At 37.6% G+C, this 22,330-nt stretch carries 23 protein-coding genes; 18 read left to right on the plus strand and 5 right to left on the minus strand.

What is annotated here, in order from left to right:
• Positions 1–45: 45 nt before the first annotated feature.
• The 14 genes from J2S11_RS05125 to J2S11_RS05190 all read left to right on the plus strand — a co-directional run bounded on the left by J2S11_RS05125 (position 46) and on the right by J2S11_RS05190 (position 14,034).
• On the plus strand, positions 46–1,494 hold the full coding sequence (locus tag J2S11_RS05125; RefSeq protein ID WP_307391842.1) for a hypothetical protein: 1,449 nt from the start codon (positions 46–48) through the stop codon (positions 1,492–1,494).
• Between the two features lie 10 nt (positions 1,495–1,504).
• Positions 1,505–2,602 (plus strand): hypothetical protein, encoded by a 1,098-nt coding sequence (locus J2S11_RS05130; RefSeq protein WP_307391845.1) that lies wholly within the window; start codon positions 1,505–1,507, stop codon positions 2,600–2,602.
• Between the two features lie 12 nt (positions 2,603–2,614).
• Positions 2,615–3,307, plus strand: a complete 693-nt coding sequence (locus J2S11_RS05135) for a hypothetical protein (protein ID WP_307391846.1) — start codon at positions 2,615–2,617, stop codon at positions 3,305–3,307.
• Positions 3,308–3,352: 45 nt separating this feature from the next.
• Entirely contained in the window at positions 3,353–4,612 is a 1,260-nt protein-coding gene (locus J2S11_RS05140; protein WP_307391848.1) for a hypothetical protein, read from the plus strand.
• Between the two features lie 80 nt (positions 4,613–4,692).
• The gene (locus J2S11_RS05145; protein ID WP_307391849.1) at positions 4,693–5,127 is read left to right on the plus strand and encodes a hypothetical protein; all 435 of its coding nucleotides are present in this window, start codon (positions 4,693–4,695) and stop codon (positions 5,125–5,127) included.
• 13 nt (positions 5,128–5,140) lie between these two features.
• Positions 5,141–5,668, plus strand: coding sequence for a hypothetical protein (locus tag J2S11_RS05150; protein WP_307391852.1), 528 nt, complete (start codon positions 5,141–5,143; stop codon positions 5,666–5,668).
• Between the two features lie 49 nt (positions 5,669–5,717).
• Positions 5,718–6,338, plus strand: coding sequence for a hypothetical protein (locus J2S11_RS05155; RefSeq protein ID WP_307391854.1), 621 nt, complete (start codon positions 5,718–5,720; stop codon positions 6,336–6,338).
• On the plus strand, positions 6,339–7,187 hold the full coding sequence (locus J2S11_RS05160; RefSeq protein WP_307391857.1) for a LamG domain-containing protein: 849 nt from the start codon (positions 6,339–6,341) through the stop codon (positions 7,185–7,187).
• 1 nt (position 7,188) lies between these two features.
• Positions 7,189–9,072 (plus strand): discoidin domain-containing protein, encoded by a 1,884-nt coding sequence (locus J2S11_RS05165; RefSeq protein ID WP_307391860.1) that lies wholly within the window; start codon positions 7,189–7,191, stop codon positions 9,070–9,072.
• Between the two features lie 12 nt (positions 9,073–9,084).
• Positions 9,085–10,332 carry a hypothetical protein gene (locus tag J2S11_RS05170; protein ID WP_307391863.1) on the plus strand — a complete coding sequence of 416 codons (1,248 nt, stop codon included), beginning with the start codon at positions 9,085–9,087 and terminating at the stop codon, positions 10,330–10,332.
• Between the two features lie 16 nt (positions 10,333–10,348).
• Positions 10,349–12,520 carry a DNRLRE domain-containing protein gene (locus tag J2S11_RS05175; RefSeq protein ID WP_307391865.1) on the plus strand — a complete coding sequence of 724 codons (2,172 nt, stop codon included), beginning with the start codon at positions 10,349–10,351 and terminating at the stop codon, positions 12,518–12,520.
• Positions 12,521–12,690: 170 nt separating this feature from the next.
• Positions 12,691–13,035, plus strand: a complete 345-nt coding sequence (locus tag J2S11_RS05180) for a hypothetical protein (RefSeq protein ID WP_307391868.1) — start codon at positions 12,691–12,693, stop codon at positions 13,033–13,035.
• Between the two features lie 31 nt (positions 13,036–13,066).
• Entirely contained in the window at positions 13,067–13,771 is a 705-nt protein-coding gene (locus J2S11_RS05185) for a peptidoglycan recognition protein family protein (protein ID WP_307391871.1), read from the plus strand.
• Positions 13,772–13,797: 26 nt separating this feature from the next.
• Complete coding sequence (locus J2S11_RS05190) at positions 13,798–14,034, plus strand: hypothetical protein (protein WP_307391872.1); 237 nt, start codon at positions 13,798–13,800, stop codon at positions 14,032–14,034.
• A 185-nt stretch (positions 14,035–14,219) separates the two neighbouring features.
• On the opposite strand, the gene J2S11_RS05195 is transcribed toward J2S11_RS05190, so the two are convergent.
• From J2S11_RS05195 to J2S11_RS05215, 5 genes are all read right to left on the minus strand, one after another.
• Positions 14,220–15,152: a sigma-70 family RNA polymerase sigma factor gene (locus tag J2S11_RS05195; protein WP_307391874.1), complete on the minus strand. Its 933-nt coding sequence runs from the start codon at positions 15,150–15,152 to the stop codon at positions 14,220–14,222.
• Entirely contained in the window at positions 15,149–15,556 is a 408-nt protein-coding gene (locus J2S11_RS05200) for a hypothetical protein (RefSeq protein ID WP_307391876.1), read from the minus strand. Before J2S11_RS05200 ends, J2S11_RS05195 begins: the two co-directional genes overlap by 4 nt.
• A gap of 159 nt (positions 15,557–15,715) precedes the next feature.
• The gene (locus tag J2S11_RS05205) at positions 15,716–16,027 is read right to left on the minus strand and encodes a 3D domain-containing protein (RefSeq protein WP_307391879.1); all 312 of its coding nucleotides are present in this window, start codon (positions 16,025–16,027) and stop codon (positions 15,716–15,718) included.
• Positions 16,028–16,458: 431 nt separating this feature from the next.
• Positions 16,459–16,713, minus strand: coding sequence for a hypothetical protein (locus J2S11_RS05210; protein WP_307391882.1), 255 nt, complete (start codon positions 16,711–16,713; stop codon positions 16,459–16,461).
• Positions 16,714–16,751: 38 nt separating this feature from the next.
• Entirely contained in the window at positions 16,752–17,039 is a 288-nt protein-coding gene (locus tag J2S11_RS05215) for a hypothetical protein (RefSeq protein WP_307391885.1), read from the minus strand.
• A gap of 267 nt (positions 17,040–17,306) precedes the next feature.
• Here J2S11_RS05215 and J2S11_RS05220 point away from each other — a divergent pair, with 267 nt between their 5' ends.
• The 4 genes from J2S11_RS05220 (at position 17,307) to J2S11_RS05235 (ending at position 22,272) form a co-directional block, all read left to right on the plus strand.
• Positions 17,307–19,205 carry a PrkA family serine protein kinase gene (locus J2S11_RS05220; protein ID WP_307391887.1) on the plus strand — a complete coding sequence of 633 codons (1,899 nt, stop codon included), beginning with the start codon at positions 17,307–17,309 and terminating at the stop codon, positions 19,203–19,205.
• Between the two features lie 34 nt (positions 19,206–19,239).
• A complete protein-coding gene (gene yhbH / locus J2S11_RS05225) occupies positions 19,240–20,397 on the plus strand; it encodes a sporulation protein YhbH (RefSeq protein ID WP_307391890.1) in 1,158 nt (385 codons plus the stop codon).
• A gap of 114 nt (positions 20,398–20,511) precedes the next feature.
• The gene (locus J2S11_RS05230; protein WP_307391894.1) at positions 20,512–21,954 is read left to right on the plus strand and encodes a SpoVR family protein; all 1,443 of its coding nucleotides are present in this window, start codon (positions 20,512–20,514) and stop codon (positions 21,952–21,954) included.
• A 135-nt stretch (positions 21,955–22,089) separates the two neighbouring features.
• Positions 22,090–22,272, plus strand: coding sequence for an alpha/beta-type small acid-soluble spore protein (locus J2S11_RS05235; protein ID WP_307391897.1), 183 nt, complete (start codon positions 22,090–22,092; stop codon positions 22,270–22,272).
• Positions 22,273–22,330 lie beyond the last annotated feature (58 nt).

Raw genomic sequence — 22,330 nt, forward strand, 5'->3', positions numbered from 1 at the left:
TTACCTATGGAAAGAGCTCAAAGTAGTGATAGCTCTTATGAAATCGTGAATGAATTACCTATGGAAAGAGCTCAAAGTAGTGATAGCTCTTATGAAATCGTGAATGAATTACCTATGGAAAGAGCTCAAAGTAGTGATAGCTCTTATGAGATTGTGGATGAACTTCCTATAGAGAGAGCTCAAAGTAGCGACAGCTCATATGAAATGGTGAATGAATTACCTATAGAAAGAGCTCAAAGTAGCAATAGCTCATATGAAATGGTGAATGAACTTCCAATAGAGGGAGCTCTAAGTAGCGACAGCTCACATGAGATTGTGAATGAATTACCTATAGAAAGAGCTCAAAGTAGTGATAGTTCCTACGAAATAGTGAATGAACTCCCTCTAGAAAGAGCTCAAAGTAGTGATAGCTCTTATGAGATAGTGAATGAACTGCCAATAGAGAGGGCCCAAGGTAACGATAGGTCTTATGAGATAGTGAATGAACTCCCTCTAGAAAGAGCTCAAAGTAGCGACAGCTCATATGAAATTGTGGATGAATTACCTGTTGAAACTGGCGAAAATTTTGGACGTGTAATTGAAGCTACAGATATAAGAATTGAAGCAGGAGATTCCGAGAGTCAACGCTATGATGTCACCTTAAGTCAATTTGAAGCATTTGAAAATAAAGAAAGCTATAGGGAAGGTAAATTAGAGCAAGTGGAAGACTTCAGTATGGATCAAAGTCAAGTAGATAGCTACATATCTTCTTTTGATTATGCTGATTTAGCGTCAACGATCGCCGAAACTGATGAAGTTTCGTTAGATAGCTCTAACTTATCTACTATATCTTCTGAGCTAAATGTAGCAGATTTAGAAAATGGTTCTTTTGATGATAGATATACAGATACAAAACTAAATAAACTTGATCAAAGCTATTTTTCAGATCTAAATAATCAAGGGCACATTGAGTTTAGTGAAATCTCTGAAATTAGCAATCTCACAAATGAGGTTCATTCACTTGATATTAACCAAGCTCATGGTCCATTCGATAATCAAATGGCTAGTATGACAGAAGAAGATCATGCAAGCCGGGTAAGTGACACTAATATGGTTGATTTAATAGAAGAAATTACATCAACATCCCATAAAAATGGGGAGATAGCTCTTATAGATGAAGAAAATATGGGAAGCATTGTATGGAATAACTCGTCTGTATTACCTCTAGAAGAAGAGGAGTCGTATAAAGCTTTTGAGACAAAATCACTTATTAGTGAAGATGAAACTGGTATGAGGAAAAAACGCGAGCGAAAAATTACTCTAACTGAAGATAATAAAGGAGTTTGGAAAAAGGCACGCTTGATTAGGCCTCCTGCTGAGGATGATGAAGGGATTGGTCGATTACCAGATCCAGATAGACCACCAGTAGATCCAAAAGATAAGAAAAAATCTTGGTTAATCATGGGTAAACCTTACCCAGGCTGGAACGGATGGAATCCTAAAAAGACTAGATAAGGGGAATATGATGAGTATTTACAGAGTCAGAAGTGGTTTGATATTTGATGATAGATTTTCTTCATTAAATACTGAGAGATGGACAATATCCCCTTCTGGCTCCTACTCTCTCCCAGGAAATGGGCTGTCCTTGAGACATAGTATGGTAGGTGAAACAGTTGCCTTGTTTCAAATTCCACAAGAGGAGGAAGAATGGTTATTTGAGGTCAAGGCAAGCTATACACCTGTGAGGGTAGGAGATGAAGGGGGCGTAGTGATTTGGAAATCTGCAACGGAAAAGGTTGAATTTCTGGAGAGTATAGATTCCACAGCAGATTCTGAATACAGCAACTGGAGAATTATAAAACGGGGAAATCTATTTACATTCTTTGCAGAAAGAAATGGAGCTTGGGAGTTATTCGACTCCTCGGTCTGTATCAATCCAGTAAGAGCAGGATTAGTTTTAAAAGGGCAGAATGATGCTGGATATACGCCTTTGTTAGCAAGAAGATCAATCCTATGCAAAAATTCACATATTACAGTAGCCAATGTAAATAGTGGATACATGATTAGACTATTAGACGAAAATCAGCGAGTAGTAAGAAATCAAGAGGTTCCAAAAGGCTTTTCTGGAATTAAGATAGAGCTTCCGACTATACCTTTTGTAGGAAAGATACAGATTAGTGAAATAAATAGGGAAACTGGCCGAACAAACGTTATTTCTGAGATGGATGAATTCGTAGACATGTATGGTGGAGATGAATTTCTTTCAGGTATAGATTTGCATGTTTACTGGAATGACACGCAGCTGGATCAATATATACCAACACATTTAGGTGCTATAAAAAGAGGCACTCTTCTAGAGAAGATGACTTTAGTCAATCCTTCCTCAGGAAATATAGCTGATCAAATTAAAGTAAGGATTGCAAAGTATGAGGAAAGTTTTGGTTGGGAATGGGCAGATATAGCAGAGGATGTAGCTGGGAGTCCAGGAGAATTTGGGCATGAGATATCCCTAGGAACACTTTCACCAAATCAGTCTAAGGATTTCTGGATAAGAATTGAAAGACAAGACTATGAGGGCTCCAATCAACCTACATACTTCTTACTAGATATAGATAGTGAATAGGAGGTAAGTGGAATGGCCGGAGGGACGAAAATGACTCTTCTTAGGTATAGTCCTGTAACCCTAGATTGGAACATTATAGAACTTATTGTGGATCAAGATTTTATTGATCAGAATGGTTTAGTCATTCCTATCGAGCATCCTTATGGATTAGGTTTAGGTTTGCTAGAAGTTTATTATAATGGGCAGCTTCTCCATCCAGGAGGTGGGTATTCAGAGATTGATCAAGCGATTCAGCTTCATTTAGGGATCGACTCAGACTCAGGGATACCGAACCAACTGGAGGTTGGAGATGAAATTTATATAAAGGTATATAGGAATCAATATTGCAGTCGTGGTGGAGGATCATTTGCTACTTTCTCGGAGTTTAATGATCTAAGAAATGAAGTCTTAGAAGCTAGAAGATACAGATCATCTGATCAAGCATTTCCATCATTAGATAGCCGACTAGACTTTATTCAACGATCCATTGAATTGATAGAGAACGGCATGGCCAATGTAGATATTGAATATGAACATAACGAAAATGGCCAAATCACAAGGCAAATTATAACTGGTGAATATAACCTACAGAGAGAGTTTGAGTTTAACTCAATAAACCAAATTTCTAAAGAAATCATTACTCATAACGAAACAACATTGATTAAAGGTCATATCTGGGATCTAGATACGGGAAGGCTTTTACGAACTCGTGTGAGAATTATCTAGGTATTTCTTATAATAGCTTACACAAACAATAAAGGAGGTTTCCATATGGCAGGAACAAGAGGTATTGCCAAGTTAAGAGGAGAACAGCTTAACGATAAAATTATTCGTAATCGACATTTTGATGAGAATCAAAAGATTGATGAGAAATATATTGCACTTAGTTGGAACGAACACAAAGAAATCTTAGAGGATACAAAAATTGATGTTTGGGTGCAATCAAATGGTCATGCTGTAGATGGATCAGATAGCATTGATGTTACAAACGCAATTTCTGGCAGACCCGTTTCTACAAGTATTGATACAGAGGGAGTTGTACTTGGACAAAAAGTAGAGCTACGTAAGGCTGGCACAGATGATACACCAAAGATTTCTTCCACAGGTAAAAAGGTTTATGGGCGCTTAAGAGGCGGAGTAGGAACAGATGAGGGTAACTTCTATCTTGATTTTTACATTAATGGAGATGCAGGAGAGGAAGCGTATATATTCTCCGCTGATGCTGAGGATATTGACTTTAGATTTATAGTAAGAACGAATCTAGCTGTATTGCCTGTAGATGCGTTAGTTAGTGGTGGATCAGGATTTGTTGAAGGAGCTACAGATGCTAAGGCTTACATGAATTTACTACAGCTTATGAAGGACCTTTACGGTGCTGCGGGCTCTCTTAACGGAGATGGTAACGTTACATTAACTAAGTCCATTATTCAGCAGCTTGAGGATGAAGCATTGGAAAGAGCTGAAGCAGATCAACTGATTGTAAGCAACCTGTCTGATAGAAATGGTTCTGGATTAGTAGGAGTTGTTCTAGATCCTAATTACAGTGGCGTAACTGTTCAACAGGTAGTAAGTGAATTAGCTGAACGATTAAATGCTCAAGAAGAACTTAGTAACTCAGATGTAGTTGCTGCTAGAACTAGGGATGAAGATACTCCAAATGGTTTCTTCGAAGCTAATCAGTTTGATACTTTAAAGGACAGATTAGTAGATACAGAAAACAAAATGGATGCGACCTTAAAATCCCACGCGGATAGATTGCTAGAAATTGAAGTGCAGGATGAAAGAGAAGTATATGAAGCGGTTGGAGGAGAGTCAAGCTATGTGTTAACAAATGGAGTAGCAAAAGCTAATACTCTGTTTCTCTCCTTGAATGGACAGCTTCAAGCTCCCGGACTTCATTACAGTGAAATTTTAGATGCTGATGGGAATATTACCGGGGTAGAATTTGAACCGGACTTACTAGAGGTACATGAGGAAAAACCTGATGTTTTGCTACTTTGGTATAAAAAAGTGATCAATCTATCTGCTTAGGTAGACGTACTTCACGTATTTCATACTAATCATACAGTTCGCTCTAACTAACGAATTATGGTCACGTAAGGTGGATAAATATGAATTTTAATTCATTTAATAGAACCATATTAAATAGTATAAAAATTAATAGCTTAAAAGCGAGGACAATGGTTTTCGTGCTTCCGGGACATCTTGCTTCTAGCGCTTCGGGAATAGAGCTTAGATTTCCTGAGAAGGGAAGAATTGTTGATATCTATGCCTCGTGCTCAACACGTGGTTCAACGGATACAATTATGACAATTGAGAAATGCAATCAGATCGATTACGACACTAATCCCTACTGGGTAAATATTTTAAGTTCAAATATTATATTAAATGCTCATTCAAAATCTACAAACACGTCTGCTAGCCTTCCTATTGCTGTACAACCGAATGTGGAGAAGAACGATCACTTTAGAATAAATGTTTTAAGTGTAGGACAGGGTATTGCTGGTGTCACAGTAGAGGTAGTTGTAGAGTTGGATATTAAATAAGGAGTTGAATAATATGGCAGTTTCAACGAATCCCGTTATTTCATGGTGGAATAGGGATAATACAAGTCAAGTTACTTTATGGGACATTGGAGTTGTAGATGCAGGTACTGAATCGAACCATCTTGGTGTCCTTATTTGGAATAATAGAGGTGGCGATGAGGATGTAGCAAACATTGTAGAAGCTAGCTTAACAACTAGAGCTATGGATGCTTCAGAAACAGGATTTGTCGTAGAGGGAAAATGGATTAGAGCGAAAGTAGATTCTTTACACGAGGTAGGATTTACACCAATCGGAAAAGGCGCAGATCATCCAGTAAGAACAGAGGGATCAACGATTGTTGATGGGATTTCCCATACTCCTAGTGATCCTGATTATGTAACTGATGCAGGTAGAGTTAGTGCTCTAGGTCTTAAAAATGATGGAACTAAAGAAAATTCAGCAGGAAATTTTATTGAAGTAACATTAATGGCTTTACCAGACGCATTAGCTCCTGCGGGAACCTTCGATTTCGTCGTCCGTTTTTCATATACTTTTACGTAAGTTATCGCCCCAATGGGGCGATGTATTTTTATTCGAGGGGGATTTTTCGGTGATACTACGTCAAAAAATTAAGAGCCCTGTACCCCAACAGATGCTGTGGGTCGCGGAATATTCAAATGGTACGTATCTGTCTGAGTTTGATCTGCAAACACAAAAACCGAATCAGTTTAACGCAATTAGAAGACAGGATGTTATTCGATTTGGTTTAGTTGGAATTGATGTGCCCGTTTATTATGAAGTGTTCGGTGGATTTTTTAATATTGCTGGAAGAGGAATTCAAGCTAAGTATGTTACTCAAGATGGAAAAGAATATTTCCTCATTGGTCACAACAAACCATATAACAATATCATTCAATTTAAGCGTGGCGAATCAGAACTAAACCTTCTTCAACCCAAGCATGATTCAGTAATTTGGGGGAAAAACGCGGGTGAGGTTGTGGAGCATAGCTTCGGCTACAAAGCGAATATCAGCGTAGAGGATGTTAATTTTGAATTTGAAGCGTTGTGTAGGATTCCCTATCAACAGCCGGTTCTTATGACTTTCAAGCTAACTGCAGATAAAGATTTAAATGGAGCATTAGTTATTTTAAGAAATAGCACTGAAGTAGCCAGTATTGATGCTCCACTAGAAGTTGGTATTCAAGGTGAAACATCGTGGGTGGTGAAATAAGTGAGTACAGTAGCATTAAGGTTTCCTAGTAACGCTTCTAGAGTAAATTCAGCGAATCTAAGTACACACAGCTTTGATGAAGGAATTACATTTGAAGTTTGGGCTAGGAGAGAGGGGAATGGAAATCGCGGAACTAGAGGAATTGCTTTTAGTAATGGGACATGGTATGTAGATTTCTATAATTCTTCTGTCTTTCGAATTTCTACTAGAATAAGTAATACACAAAGGACATGGCACTGGGGAACCATGGTACCTAACCATGGTTGGGTGCATCTAGCTTTAACCTACAATAGACAGACTGTGAAATTTTATGTGAATGGAGAACTAGCAGGATCTACAAACATTTCAGGAACAGTAACAGGAATAGGTGAACAGGTTCTAGGTGGATATTCTGGGGGAACAGATTATTCCTTCATTGGTTCAATAAAAGGGCATAGAGTTTACAATTTAGAAAAAACACAAGAACAAATTAAACATGATATGTTTCTTTCGGTCCCTACATACTCTAAGGGCATTATATTAAATCATTCATTAGAGGAAGGTACTGGAGAAACAGTAAAGGACCTCTCTCCATATCAAGTGGAAGGGCAGGCTATATCATGTGAATGGGTAAATGATGGTATATTCCTAACTTCTCCTATAGACCTAAAGATAAAAGAAAATGAAATTATTGTTCGGAGAGCCACTGATTATCCCTTTGAGTTTCAAATTATAAATAATGGTGTTGGACAATGGAAACGAAAAGACTTTGATTCAGTAGCTTCACATCAATTAGGTAACCTAACCGTAACGGAATATGATGTAGAACCTGAAAAATGGGAAGATATTACGAGTTTAAGGGTGAAATAGCATGGATTTAGAAATGCTAGATTTAAGAAGAGGAAACTCTGACAGGAGTTCAGTTTATATAGCCGCAAACGGTGTTGTTGTAACTTCATCAGCTAACACTTACTCTAGTGGCAGTAATTATTACCTTGCGTACCTTTTTAATAGATCGTATGGTACAAGTAACACTCAATACTGGATGACCGGTTCAAGTGGAAACCAATCGCTAACCTTCGACTTGAGATCAGTGTCTGGCTTTCATACGAAAAAGATAAGGATATACCCATACTCTAGGACAAACGCATCTTCTAATTACAGAATTGATGTTTCTCGCGATGGTCATGAGTGGGAGCAAATAACAGGCTGGATAAACAACCATCATAGTACCAATAACTCAAATTATATACCTTCAGGACAATACAGAGAGCATGATGTAGATTCCTATCTCGACATTCGCTTTATACGATTAACGTTAACTAGAAATGGTAGTTATGGAGTAGCCCTAAATGAAATTGAGTTATATGGAGTAACTGTTCCTCCCCCTAATAGAGTGCGAGAGGTATTTGTTCCAAGACAAAGATATTTAGCTGGTGAGCAAATTTTGGTAAATTGGTTACCAACAACAGATCCTGAAGGGAGACCTATTACCTATAAAGTTGACATACTCATTGACGGAGTATGGAGAAACATGGCCCAGACTACAGGGCGAGAGGTAATGTTTACTGTTCCTAATATTACCACTTTTATGGATTCAAAAATAAGGGTTATCCCATGTAATAGTGAACACTGTAATGAACCTACCGAAACGGAGATCATTGTCATTGCTCCTTATGTGACATTATTAAGGGAAGGTAATGACTATCTAACCATTAATGAACAGGGAGCATTAGAACATGTAAATGCTGATCAAGTGAGTATGGTGGAATCAGGAATGCTTACTTTGTCTAGTGTAACTCAAGATATTCTATTACGTTTAGAAAATCCTAAAATAATTATAATAGAGCATACACCTTTAGAGAGAAAAGTAGAGACAGAGGGGATTGCAAAGATAGGGTTTACTTATGAAGCTAAGTTAATCAGTAATGGAGAAAGTACTTTTATCCCCTTAAGCCCAACCTTTTTTGACAATAGTAACGTTGTTACTATAATTCAGAGTTCTATTTTTAATATAATTCCTTCCTATAAAGTGCTTGTTTATGTTTACTTAGAAAATGGCATTACTTTGCTAGAAGCAGCAACTGTTTCAATTATTAATACAGCGCCGGTTATTGATGCTAGCTTTCGTGAAAACATGCTGAATATAGTTATATCTGACCAAGAAGGGGATTTGTTCAAGTATCAAGTGAAGCTGAACGATCAAGTGATTTATCCCGTTCATAGAGAATGGTCAGATTTTACTACTAGGATGGAATTCAGTAGGCAACTAAATAGCCGTCAAATGAACATAAGTGAGCAAAACAGAATAGAAATTACAGCTAAAGATCACTATGGTGAAGAAAATACAAAGGTCATAGAGTTCATAGGGGAATATATTGGATTAATGTTTACTGACATGGCTGGAGACTTCTATTCTACAGAGCTAGGGGAAGTATTGAAATACATGCAAATTGCTCCTATGATGGCTGGTCAGTCCTCATTAATCTATTCAGTTAAGCTCATAAATTTCTATAACTTTAAGGTCCAGAACGTTCTGTTATGGTCTTCTAATAGAGACATAGATGGTCTGCAAATCCAATTAAGTAAAACAGCCTCACCGTTTGAACCCATATTTGAATTGAATTATGGGGAGTTAGAATTAAATAAGTATGATGAGATCATATTTTATGTCAGGCTTGTATCTCATCATAGTGCTCTAATTGGAGGAGTTTTTGATGTCTTTACTAAAGCTAAGGCTGTTGCAAGCGGATAGGAGGTGCTGAATATGGCAGATGGAAATTTTGCCGGTGGAGACGGGTCGGTTGAATATCCTTTTCTTATTGAGGATATTTATGATTTAAGTGCGATTAGAAACAATACTTCTGCTCATTACAAGTTAATAAAGGATATTGATCAGGAAAAATTCCCTCTGTTTAACAATTTTATTCCGATTCCTACTTTTGATGGAAAATTGGATGGGAACGGGCATTGGATATATAATTTTAAAACTACAGGATCTGGTGCTAGAGGAATGATAGTAAGTCTATTAGGAAACTCAATGATTTGTAATATTAATTTTTCAAATGCTCTAAGTAGTAGCAGTGCCTCAAATTCTAATTTAGCAATTATAGTTGGTGAAGCTTTTGGAAATTCAATATTAAAGAATTGTTATGTATATGGAGTAACTTCTAGTACAAGTACTAATAATGTTTCAGCTAGCTCTGGATATGGTCTAATAGCGGGTGTGTTAAGTGAATACAGTTCGATAAAAAACTGTTATGCAATAGGTACAGTAACATATAGTAGGAACAATTCGTCGGGTGGGAGGAGAGGAGGCATTTGCGGTAGAGCTCAAAATAATGCAACCATAGAGAATTGTTATTCTAGAGTTATTGTAAATGGGTCAAATGCTGTTGGATCTGGGTTAGTAGCGGTGGTATCTGACGATGCACAAGTCATTAACTGCTTCTGGGACTCTAGTATAGAGAGTAGAACGGGTACACCTGGAACAGGAGCCAACCAAACAACAGGAACACCATTAATAACAGAACAATTAATGGAATCTATAAATTTTGTGGAGTGGGATGGAGACTACCAAGAGCCTGTAGGGGACGAACAACCAGTAAAGACTTGGTCTATAGTGAATGGATACTTCCCTAGATTATTCCACCAGATTCGGAACAGAATGATGATGGTTGAACCAAGAGATAATACAGAAATCACAGACATTAACTTTGGTTATATTGTAGCAGGTGGCCAATCTGCCATACGAGAAGTGACACTCAGAAGTAAATACTTATTGGACTTAGAAAAAATAGAGGTTTGGTGGAACAGAAAACCTACAATAAGTCCATACACCAGACTTAGATTAAGTCGTACAATAGAACCTTTTGAGGAATTAGAGGTCATACAGCTTTCTGAACTGGAGTTGAAATTTATGGAGGAAGTTAAATTCTATGTAAAGGTAAGCACAGATGAAGAGTTGGATGAAGGTGGAGCATTCGACCTTAACGTAAGAGTGACACCGAAATAATTAGGAGTTGGTGAGCATGTCTAATAATGGTGGTGGGATTATACTGTGGACACAGGGATTTGGCATGTCTCACAACACCTATATAGATCATATTGGAAAAGAAAACAGCCATTTTACCGCACACCACAATGTGCTTCATATAAATACTTTATCTACATTTAATGTTTATCACTCTACTCCTTCTAGTGAAGAAGCAGATTTCAGAGGGAGAATATCCGTACCAGATTACGGAGAATCAGACGTAGAGGGTCTTATTTATGTACGGGGTGGAGAGCATTTACCTGCCAAAATTAAGGTCATTAGATTCCATACATTTGATGCTTTAATTGAAGTAGCTAATCGAAAGTTCTCGGATCAAGAAGCTACGATAAGAGTAAATCCTTACTATGACTTTAGATGTCGCATTAAAGTCTTAAGGTTTTCTGATATCCTTGGAACAATGACTGTCCGTTCCTATGAGGACATGAGAGGACAAGTCTCTGTTCCACCTGGGAACCAGATGTCTGGATTTGTGGATTTAGTTCCGATACCAAGGATGAATCTAGAATTAGAGCCTATTAAGGATGCTTTTTTTAGAAACGGTGTCAGAAGTCTAAACTATGGAACAGAAAGCACAATGGTTACAGGTAGCATAAGTGACAGTCCATATACATTTGACCGACATGAAGTTTTCAGATCAATCCTACAATTTAACCTTGAGAGATTACCGGAGACAGCCATAGTGGAAAAGGCTATACTCCGCCTAACTCCGTCCTCTGCCCTCTCTAATCAACAGTTAGAGGTGACAGATTCCCTAGGAGATTGGCAAGAGACTATAGTCGCTTGGATTAATCAGCCAGCTATGGGCTCTTACAGCAAAGTAGTGCAAACGAATCAAGGGCAGCTTTCAAGCATCGAGATCAATATCTTAGAGCTTGTAAAAGATTGGGTTGAAAATGGTAAAGAAAATAGTGGCCTTTTTCTAAAAGCTTTAGATGAAACACAGCTTGGGTTAGCAGCTTTTTTTACCAGAGAAGCTCCAATCTCATCAAACAGGCCGAAACTAGAGATTGTTTACTATGATCCTGCTATGGTAATTAGTCCAGGAGCAGCAGATCTTAGAAGCAGGATTTCAATTAATGCCCATCGCTCAGAGGACCTGAAATCAAGTTTAGAAATTATAAGCCGTTTGGGTGAGCAATTTCTCCCTGCCACAATGTATGTTAGTAATCCTAATTTCCGTGAAGGCAGGATAACGATTAATAGAAGAAAGCTTCATGCTATTCTTTATGCTAGACAATTTGCAGACAAAGGGATATATGGACGTATCATAGTAAAGTCAGCACGATTAGCAGAAGAATTAAATGCAGCAATTACTATAAACAAACGTTTTATAGTGGGTAGAATCCACATTAGGCACTATGGTCATCATCATCAAGATTCTACTATTAGAATTTCAAATAATAAAGAGCATGATGAGATCTTTAAGGTAACAATAAACCAGCTTCTAGTAAGAGGGATTCTTACTGTTAAAGAAAGAAGCTTATTAGACTCGAGTATCATTATTCCAAATGATAGGGAAGAGCTAACTGATTTCAAGGTCACCGTAATAAGGAAACACTTAGTTTCTTGGATAACAATTAAAGCTAATGATAGTTTGGAAAGTTCGATTATCATACCGAACGAGATGGATGATACCTTACCTGGTCAGGTAATAGTGAATAATGATATTCTTAAGAGTAGGATTAAGGTTTTACGTTTTGAGGATTTAACTTCTAGAGTAATAGTAGGTCAATACTACGATCAATCATTTAACTCAAGGATATCTGTTCACAGAAAGATATTAGTAAGTAGGATATCTATCACTAAGCATGACTATATAGAAGGGCAAATGATTGTCAGTAGGACTGAGGAAGATCAATTACCAGCTCTTATCTTTATCAGAGGTAGAAGTGAATTTACAGGTAAAATAGATGTTGAGCCAGCTGATTACTTACAAGCCGTAATTCGCACAATTTCTCCATATCTGCCCTCTAGAATAGCGATACCTGGCAGAGATGCTCTTAATATAAACTCAAATATTACAGTAAATGTAAAGATGATTAATGAGTTGGATACCAACCTCATAGTTAAGAATCCAAGAGATTTATATTGTATGATTGAAATAATAGGCAGAGAAAGGCAATCAGCCTACGCCTTTATCATGTAATAGCCATTTGAAAAGACTAGCCTCTTACGTAACGGAGGCTATTTTTTTATGCTTTTTCCTTATAATGTCTTTGAGAAATAAGTGTAGGTAAAAGCTTTGGACAAATCATTTATCCAAATTTTATCTATTATTTTTTTTATACAACTAGAACATTTTACTAGAAAAAGAAGGTGGGTATCATACTAGCAGAAAATATTGTAACCTCCTTAGTAAGCTTAGCAGGCATGTTTATAACAGGACTCTTTGGCTATTTGGTTGCAAAGGGAAAAGCAAGAAAGGAATTTATTATTAGTGACAGAAAGCTTTTGTCTGTAGATGAAAAGCAATTTAGAGCAGCCTTAATGGAGGAGCTTCATAGAAACAGAAAAGAGATTACAAGCTTACGTAAAGAGGTAGAAAACCTTCGGCGTATGAACATTAACCTAGAGCTTGAGAATAAACAACTGCAGGCTAAAATCGATGGACTTAGAGTTGAGCTAAAGCGTTGGGAGGCTAATGACAAAAAGAGAATGTAGCCTTTTTTACTTAAGCTAGAAAGGATTGTATATGCAAATAGTAGACATTCGTAAGGACATGCCTAGACATCCAAATGTAGGACTATCTTATAGGAAAGAAACTGATATTCGATCATTGGCCATTCATCACTCTTTGACAACATCAGGATCTCCTCAGGCATTTGCTAATTATCATATTCATACTAATGGCTGGTCTATTATGGGTTACACCTATGTCATCATGAGAGACGGTACGATTTATTGGTGTGCAGATCATACGATCGTTACTCCACATGTGGGAAACTCTAATAGACATGCGTTAGGTATAAACCTAGTTGGTGATTTTAGGAGAGGAAAGCAGCAACCTACCGTTGAACAAAGGGCATCACTTTCTTGGTTAATCGCTTTCCTTAAAAGTACATTACCTAATCCAAACTTTGATATTTTAGGTCATCAGGAATACCCTGGATACTCACGTAAGGATTGCCCCACTAATTATCAAGATGTTAGGGCATTTATGGATAAGATTCGATTAGATAGTAATCAATTTATGAAACTGAAGGAGGCTGGAAAAATGCTTAAGTTAGACAAGCCCTGGATGTATGAGACTCTTGCTCAGAATCTTAAAGGGCTATATAACGCTAAAATACTGAATAGCTTGGAATGGTATGAGAAGGCTAAGAAACAGAAAATCACTGTAGATGAGCTGGCTTGGGTTAACAATGTATGCTTAACAAGACATATTACAAATAAATAGGAACATACTATGGGAGGTATTCCAAAATGAAAATGGAAGGGATATTTATAAAACTATCAAGCAGAAAGTTTTGGAGTCTTCTGGCAGGATGGTTGACTAGTTTATTAATATTATTCAACTTTGATGAAAATACAACGGCTCAAATTGTAGCAGTAGTTGGGGCATTTGGATCAATAGTTGTTTATATCTTTGCAGAAGCGTATGTGGATAGTAAGTCAGTCCAGTCAGTCAAAAATAGCAAACGTTACACAGATGATATCTAGAAAATTTATTTGGATAAAAACTACGTTATAATAGTTATAGAGTAAACGAAAAGAGGTCATTCTACAGGATAGAATAGACCTCTTTTAATATCTTTCATTTACCCACAGGTAGTTAAGAAATTGCTTCACTAAGCAAGGAATCATAATAATGAGCAAATAGATTATAATATAAATTAGGAAGAATCTTAATTGGTTTTTTCTAATAATTGAATGGCTCTTTGACGAATGTAATATAAGATTCTTGCTGAGTATTTATTTATATCATAACCACATACATCAAGAAGTTCCTTAATCTCGTCTATCTTCAAAGTAGTGCCTGTTTCCTCCATTTCTTCGAAGATAAGCTTGACCTCTGGATCATATTTAGAGTTCCTTTTATCTGTCATAACCATTTTATTTTTTATCTTTTCTAAGGCTCTACTAATCGTCATAGGATAGACCCCAAGTGTAGTGGCGATTTGAGAATTATTTAATCCATTCATAATTAATTCAGTAATCTTTTGTTCGAAAGCAGTTAGGTTTGCTTTATCCATTAAGCTCTGGACATATACTTTATTAATGACGTCTTTTTCAAAGCTATAAGACGAATTTATTAAGTCAAAATCATTTGAAGATTCAAAATATTTAAGGTCCGAAGCGAAGCGGAGAACCTCCTCAATCCGTTCTAACGGAACTTGTAACAGGCCAGACATTTCTTGTTGTGAAGGAAAATAGCCTAATGAATTTTCGATTTCCTCCATTTGTTTAATCAAGTCAACTGCACTACGGCTTAATCTCACTAACTTTGAATCTGAGTATAATAGCTGATTCACTTCCCAAATGATAGGCCTAAAGGCATAGGTTGAGAATTTTATTCCTTTATCAAAATCAAATTCTCTAAGAGCTGTTATCATGCCAATATAAGCATGTTGAAGTAATTCCTCCTCAGATACATTAAATCTGTCTTTTAAGAGCTCAATATTACCTTTATATTGGGATAAGATCAGAAAGATAAATTCTTTGTTTTTCTTTAAAAACTCCGAAAGAAGATCATTATCCTCTTTACAGGCACGTAATAGTTCGTTGTTGTGGAGGTCAGGAACACCCTGCTTTGCTAAATTCCTGTACAAGTCGCTCAAATTCGTTTACCTGTCGAATCTTTTAATAAAGACTCAATTAAGTGTTGATAGTTAGTCTCTACTGAACGCAATAAGGCTTCAGAAATAGGATGATCTTCAAGATTTTTAATAAATCGTTCTGTTAATGATTGATTGTTGTACAGGTTCAGCAGAGTCTCAATATCCTCCATTTTTTTCTCAAAAGCTGCTAATGTTTCATCCTGCCATTTGATGATACTAACTAGTTTATTTTGACACTTTTCTATTTCTTGCTTTGCTACTTCTTTTACTAGCTGCATTTCTATTTGAGTCTCTGTCATTAGATTTATTAAATCTATATCAACGGAACGATTTACTGTCCTTGAAGCAGCTTTTTCTCTACCTTTCTGCTTACTGTCAATATCCCCACGTAGATTACCGCTCAAAAGTGATTCCTCCTCATTCATTCTTCTCTATACAAATCGAACTGGTGTGCCCAAGAGTTGCAGATATTCATAAAAGTTTTTTAATTTCAACGTTACTCCTGAGAGTGATTGATTTATTGGTTTGTTGCTTATGTCTCATTCATTGCACGAGGATTTCAATCATGGTAGTTCTCCATAACTTACTATAGTGATATCTATGGTTTGCCGCCCTAATTTAATGGCCTCTTGTTTGCTCTGGACAAGGAGATCAATACGGTTTCCTTTGATAGCACCACCAGTATCCAAAGCTATAGCTTGTCTAGTCGAGCCCTCAAGTTCAAACTCTATAATGGAATAAGGTGGGATCACATTTGGGTCAGTAGCCACAATATTCAGTTCTTCATAATAAATCGTTTCACGGACGTCATACTCTCCCCATCTAGTAAATCCCGTACAGCCCTTACATTTAGAGGTATAAAAACTAAATTCCATTGATAATACTTCTTCCCTAGCTTCTCTTTCAATGTGACCCTCAAATTGTTCATTTTTTTGAAGTAATTGTATTTCTCCTTTTATATCTTTTGTATTTACGAAGTTCTCAGATAGTTGTTCGACATAGCTACGAGTTTGTTCGTCATTGATTTGGGAAGGATAATGAACCATGTCTTTAGCGAAGTTTACAGGAATATTTGCATAGAACGGTAGCAAGCAAGAGAATGTAAACCAGGAAAAAGCAAAGAAGTAGTGTAATTCTTTCAGTGTAAGTTACTCCCTTCGTTATATAAGCTAACTTAGATCATTTTTTACTCAGTGCCTCCTTCTTTGAGTTAGTATAGGTATCGTTATTTAATGTAGGTCAGTTGCAGAGAGCTAGATTTAACGAGTAACTGTTCATAAAAAAGACCAAGAGCGAAAGCCCTTGGCTAAATGGAAAGATCAATACATTCAAGACAACGATTAAGAGACAAAATATAATCATCAAACGATATATCTTTAAAACTAAACTCACTGTTCAGCAGTTCTCTGTATGCCGATTTAGTCCTAACTAAATCTTTTTCTAGGATACATTTGACTGAGAGCTCGCATTCTGAGTTCATTATATCTAATTCCATTTGTTCAATAGCACTTTCTATGCTTAAAACCTCTTGATATAGATCATTTAGTTTTACGTTCCCCATGGTACATCTCCTTTAAGGTTAGCGTGAAGCTCTAAATCCTATGATTGATTTATAGTAGGATAACCCAATATTTCTTGCTTACCGGTGTATTGCCTGATACAGCTACCAGTACATACTTTCTTTTTCTCTAATAATTTTTGTAAATTCAAATCAGATTCTAGCTCAGATTTAAGTAGGTCTTCTCTAATTCCCTCTATTTCAGCAACAATTTGTCTTATAGTATCTACTGAGTAAGGAGTAGAATGCCTCATTTTTTTTCTAAGCTGAGTAATGATTGAATCTATTTTTTTTAAGTGCATAACAGTTGTTTCTAAATCTTTAGCCATACTAACCTCCTTATTAAGTTTTACTTTATTATAGGAAAAGTGGAGAAAGCCTTAACGTATTTAGGTAATGAGGGGTAGGTTGTTCATTATTTAATAATTGCTCTTTCATCTCATCCTTTGTATCTAATACGGAATCAGTTGCATAGATTGTATTAAGCCTTATCCAAGTAGATAACATGATCTAGGCTGTCAGAGAATATATTGAATAAAACTTCATATTTGAATACGTCATACTCTGGGTAGCCAATTTATGAGAGGAGGGAGCCCATGGATATTTTAAAGAAGATTTCAGACTATCGGGCTAGAGAAGAAAGCTTGCGTTGGGAAGGAACGTTTAGGGAATATTTAGATATTGTAAAAGGCAACCCTCATGTTGCTGGTACTGCACATACACGCGTATATAACATGGTTAAGGAAGCGGGAATAGAGACGAAGAAGGATGGGACGACAGAGTATTTATTTTTTAGCTCAGAAATGTTTGGCTTAGAGCGCTCCATCCAGCGTTTGGTGGAGGAGTATTTTCATTCGGCAGCTAAACGCCTTGACGTAAGAAAGCGTATTTTGCTTCTTATGGGACCAGTTAGTGGAGGAAAATCAACGATTGTGACCATGCTCAAAAAGGGATTGGAGAGGTTCTCTAGAACTGAGGCAGGGGCGGTTTACGGGATAAAAGGTTGCCCAATGCATGAAGAGCCTTTACATCTCGTTCCAGATGATTTGAGAGAGGAATTTGAGCAGGAATTCGGAGTGAAAATAGAAGGGAAACTATGTCCTTCATGCCGTCTAATGCTTGATCAAGAATATGATGGGCGAGTTGAGGACGTTATTGTAGAACGTATTTTCTTTGATGAGGATCGTCGAGTAGGGATAGGTACATTTAGTCCTTCTGACCCTAAATCTCAGGATATAGCTGATTTAACAGGAAGCATCGACTTTTCAACGATTGCTGAATATGGTTCAGAATCTGATCCAAGAGCGTATCGCTTTGATGGAGAGCTTAACAAGGCAAATCGAGGACTGATGGAGTTTCAGGAGATGTTAAAGTGTGATGAGAAGTTTTTATGGAACCTCTTGTCCTTAACACAGGAAGGGAATTTTAAAGCTGGACGGTTTGCCTTAATTAGTGCTGATGAGCTCATTGTGGCGCATACTAACGAATCAGAGTATCGCTCCTTTATTTCTAATAAAAAGAACGAGGCTCTACAATCTAGGATGATTGTTATGCCTGTACCCTATAACTTGTCTGTCTCAGAGGAAGAAAAGATATATAGTAAGCTCATTAAACAAAGCGATATTGGTCACATGCATATTGCTCCACATGCCCTCCGTGCTGCTGCTATTTTTTCCGTGCTAACTCGTTTAAAGGAGTCCAAGAAGCAGGGGGTAGATCTGTTAAAGAAGCTGAAGCTCTATGATGGTAAAGAGGTTGAGGGCTTTAAGCATGCTGATGTTGAGGAGCTATATAATGAGTACCATGATGAAGGAATGAGTGGAATTGACCCGCGGTATGTGATAAATCGGATTTCCAGTGCACTCATAAATCAGGATAAGGATTATATTAACGCACTCGATGTCTTGCGTTCTTTAAAGGACGGCTTAGACTCTCATGCTTCTATTTCTAAGGAAGCACGTGAAAAGTATCTTAATTTCATCTCTACAGCTCGGAAGGAATATGATGAACTGGCGAAAAAGGAAGTACAAAAAGCATTTGTTTACTCCTATGAGGAGTCAGCAAAAACGTTATTAGACAACTATCTAGATAATGTTGAATCCTATTGCAATTGGCAGAAGATTCGGGACCCTATCACTGGGGAAGAGCTAGATCCAGATGAGAAGCTAATGCGATCTATTGAGGAGCAAATTGGTGTTTCCGAGAACGCCAAAAAAGCTTTCCGTGAAGAAATTCTCATCCGCATATCTGCTTACGCTAGAAAAGGAAAGAAATTTGATTATAATGCTCATGATCGTTTGCGCGAAGCGATTCAAAAAAAGCTGTTTGCTGACCTTAAGGATGTCGTGAAGATTACAACCTCAGTTAAAACACCGGATGAGAACCAGCTAAAGAAAATTAATGAAGTAATCAGCCGACTTGTTGAGGAGCATGGCTATACGGCTACATCAGCTAATGATCTACTGCGTTATGTAGGAAGCCTATTAAATAGATAGTTCCGTCCATCATATAAAAAAGGGGGGAGCAGTAATGAACCACAAGCAAACGTTCATATTGTCCAAGGAAGATTGGTCCCTCCATCGAAAAGGGCATGAGGATCAGGCTAGACATCAGGAAAAAGTGAAGGAAGCCCTTAAAAGCAATCTACCCGACTTAGTGACGGAGGAAAGTGTCATTCTATCCAATGGACGTGACATTATTAAGATTCCCATTCGCTCCTTAGATGAATATAAATTTAGGTATAACCATCAGAAGCAGCAGCATGCCGGACAGGGAGATGGGGACAGCCAGGTTGGTGATGTAGTTGCTCGTGATGGGACGCCGAAAAAAGGTGCGGGAAAGGGTCAGGGTGCAGGTGATCAAGCCGGTGAGGATTACTATGAAGCTGAGATTGACCTTGAAGAGCTAGAGGAACTACTATTTTCGGAGCTTGAATTGCCGAACCTGAAGCAAAAGGAAAGAGATCAGATTACCGTAACTGATATTCAATTTAATGATATTCGCAAAAAGGGTCTAATGGGTAACATTGATAAAAAGCGTACCCTACTTGAAGCAATACGTCGAAATGCGTTGAAACAAAAGAAGGATTTGTTAAGGATTGGGCTAGATGATTTGCGTTTTAAAACGTGGAATGAAACCATTCAACCTCACTCAAACGCTGTAATTATAGCCATGATGGATACGTCTGGCTCGATGGGCATTTTCGAAAAGTATGTAGCTAGGAGCTTCTTTTTTTGGATGAGCCGCTTTCTACGAACTAAGTATGAGCATGTTGAGATTGTTTTTATCGCCCACCATACCGAAGCTAAGGAAGTGTCTGAAGAGGACTTTTTTACAAAAGGAGAAAGTGGTGGCACTATTTGTTCATCCGCGTATCGGAAGGCGCTCGAGGTTATTCATAGTCGCTATTCGCCTGAGCGCTATAATATTTATCCCTTCCATTTCTCTGATGGAGATAATCTAACCTCTGATAATGAACGCTGTTTGAAGCTTGTAAGAGAGCTTATTGAACTCTCGAACATGTTCTGTTATGGCGAAATTAATCAATACAATAGAAGCTCGACTCTAATGTCCGCCTACCGCCACATAAAAGATCCGCGATTTCGTTACTCCATTATCAAAGAAAAAAACGAAGTGTATCACGCCTTAAAAACATTTTTTCATAAGGAAAACGTTACTGCTGTATAGCATATATAAGATCGTGGTACTTCAGCTGCCGCGATCTTTATTTTACAAATGTTTATTGAAAAATTTTACAGCAAAAATGTTGACTAACATCTTTTCAAAAAGGAGGAGAGTGAAGTGACTCCCCAAGAACATAAGGACTTAGAAAGAGCCATTCATGACATTACTGAGATTGCGGAGGGCTTTGGGCTTGATTTTTATCCCATGCGGTATGAGATTTGTCCTTCAGATATTATTTATACGTTTGGAGCGTATGGAATGCCTACTCGTTTTTCTCATTGGAGCTTCGGTAAAGCGTTCCACCGGATGAAGCTACAATATGATCTAGGCTTAAGTAAAATCTATGAACTAGTGATAAATTCGGATCCGTGCTACGCGTTTCTCCTAGAGGGGAACAGCTTAATACAGAATAAGCTTATTGTAGCTCATGTACTGGCCCACTGCGATTTTTTTAAAAACAATATCCGTTTCACGAATACGTCACGCCATATGGTCGAAAGCATGTCTGCTAGTGCAGATCGGATACGTAGGTATGAGCTAGAGTACGGCAAGGACGAGGTAGAAAAAGTGATCGATGCTGTGCTGGCCCTTCAAGAGCATATTGATCCCTCAATCCTACGACCAGGACTAGAGTGGAAGAAGAGGCTTGAAGATAGACGACCAGGTAAGAAAGAGCATGGGCTTGAAATAAAGCAAAGCTATGATGATTTATGGTCACTGGATGAAGAGTGGAAGCTAAAAAAGGAACAAGAGCTTGTTCAGCAGCAAAGGAAGAAGCGTTTTCCAGAGAAGCCAGAGAAGGATCTTTTACTTTTTGTAGAGGAATACAGCAGTCGTCTAGAAGAATGGCAGAGAGATATAATAACAATCCTAAGAGATGAGATGCTCTATTTCTGGCCTCAGCTAGAGACTAAAATTATGAATGAGGGGTGGGCTTCTTACTGGCATCTTCAAATTGTTAGAGAGCTTGATCTAACGGAAGAGGAAGTCATTGAGTTTGCTAAGCTAAACGCCTCTGTGCTTGCTCCTTCAAGCACTAGTATTAATCCGTATCATCTGGGCTATAACATGTTTGTAGATATTGAAAAGCGCTTTAATGAACCTACATTAAAAGAGCAGGAGCGATACGGTAGAAAACCAAATAGTGGGCGTCAGCAGATCTTTGAAATTCGTCAGGTAGAAAATGATAGCTCATTCATCCGTAATTACCTCACAAAACAATTAGTCGAGGACCTGGATCTATATTTGTTTCAGAAAAAAGGTAATGATTATGCGATTGTGGACAAGGATTGGAAGAATGTTCGCGATCAGCTTGTGAATATGAGGGTAAATGGAGGATTCCCTTATCTGATGGTGGAGGATGGAGACTATCAGCAAAGAGGAGAATTGCTTGTTAAACACTACTATGAAGGGATGGAGCTAGACCCTAAATATATTGAAAAAACACTACCATATCTTCATTATTTGTGGGGTAGAACAGTTCATTTACTAACAATTGTAGATGGCAAAGAGGTATTATATTCGCATGATGACAAGAAAATAAATAGACGTTTTGTATAGACAAAAGTAGGAGATGGTGAGATTCTACCTGAGGGCTAGCTGGAGATGCTACATTATCATAAAATATGTATAAAAGTACAATTGTTTAGGAAATATATGTTATGAAGTGAAACATTTCCTGAAGAGGTGATCAACATGGCTAATCGGTCAAATCAATTGGTGGCTCCACAGGCTCGGGATTCATTGGATCAGATGAAGTATGATATTGCACACGAGTTTGGCGTTCAATTAGGTCCAAATTCTACCTCGCGAGCGAATGGATCAGTTGGTGGAGAGATTACAAAACGTTTAGTGCAAATGGCAATGCAGCATATCTAATCCCTAATTTAATCGAAAGAATCAAAGAAGAAGTTTTGTTCTGTAATAGGCTTGTTTA

The organism is Bacillus horti (assembly GCF_030813115.1).
Lineage (GTDB): Bacteria > Bacillota > Bacilli > Caldalkalibacillales > JCM-10596 > Bacillus_CH > Bacillus_CH horti.

What these genes read in the sequence shown, in the direction of transcription:
- J2S11_RS05130 (WP_307391845.1), top strand. Translation starts at nt 1,505, where the DNA reads ATGAGTATTTACAGAGTCAGAAGTGGTTTGATATTTGATGATAGATTT.
- J2S11_RS05135 (WP_307391846.1), top strand. Translation starts at nt 2,615, where the DNA reads ATGGCCGGAGGGACGAAAATGACTCTTCTTAGGTATAGTCCTGTAACC.
- J2S11_RS05140 (WP_307391848.1), top strand. Translation starts at nt 3,353, where the DNA reads ATGGCAGGAACAAGAGGTATTGCCAAGTTAAGAGGAGAACAGCTTAAC.
- J2S11_RS05145 (WP_307391849.1), top strand. Translation starts at nt 4,693, where the DNA reads ATGAATTTTAATTCATTTAATAGAACCATATTAAATAGTATAAAAATT.
- J2S11_RS05150 (WP_307391852.1), top strand. Translation starts at nt 5,141, where the DNA reads ATGGCAGTTTCAACGAATCCCGTTATTTCATGGTGGAATAGGGATAAT.
- J2S11_RS05165 (WP_307391860.1), top strand. Translation starts at nt 7,189, where the DNA reads ATGGATTTAGAAATGCTAGATTTAAGAAGAGGAAACTCTGACAGGAGT.
- J2S11_RS05170 (WP_307391863.1), top strand. Translation starts at nt 9,085, where the DNA reads ATGGCAGATGGAAATTTTGCCGGTGGAGACGGGTCGGTTGAATATCCT.
- J2S11_RS05175 (WP_307391865.1), top strand. Translation starts at nt 10,349, where the DNA reads ATGTCTAATAATGGTGGTGGGATTATACTGTGGACACAGGGATTTGGC.
- J2S11_RS05185 (WP_307391871.1), top strand. Translation starts at nt 13,067, where the DNA reads ATGCAAATAGTAGACATTCGTAAGGACATGCCTAGACATCCAAATGTA.
- J2S11_RS05190 (WP_307391872.1), top strand. Translation starts at nt 13,798, where the DNA reads ATGAAAATGGAAGGGATATTTATAAAACTATCAAGCAGAAAGTTTTGG.
- J2S11_RS05205 (WP_307391879.1), bottom strand. Translation starts at nt 16,027, where the DNA reads ATGGAATTTAGTTTTTATACCTCTAAATGTAAGGGCTGTACGGGATTT.
- J2S11_RS05210 (WP_307391882.1), bottom strand. Translation starts at nt 16,713, where the DNA reads ATGGGGAACGTAAAACTAAATGATCTATATCAAGAGGTTTTAAGCATA.
- J2S11_RS05215 (WP_307391885.1), bottom strand. Translation starts at nt 17,039, where the DNA reads ATGGCTAAAGATTTAGAAACAACTGTTATGCACTTAAAAAAAATAGAT.
- J2S11_RS05220 (WP_307391887.1), top strand. Translation starts at nt 17,307, where the DNA reads ATGGATATTTTAAAGAAGATTTCAGACTATCGGGCTAGAGAAGAAAGC.
- yhbH (WP_307391890.1), top strand. Translation starts at nt 19,240, where the DNA reads ATGAACCACAAGCAAACGTTCATATTGTCCAAGGAAGATTGGTCCCTC.
- J2S11_RS05235 (WP_307391897.1), top strand. Translation starts at nt 22,090, where the DNA reads ATGGCTAATCGGTCAAATCAATTGGTGGCTCCACAGGCTCGGGATTCA.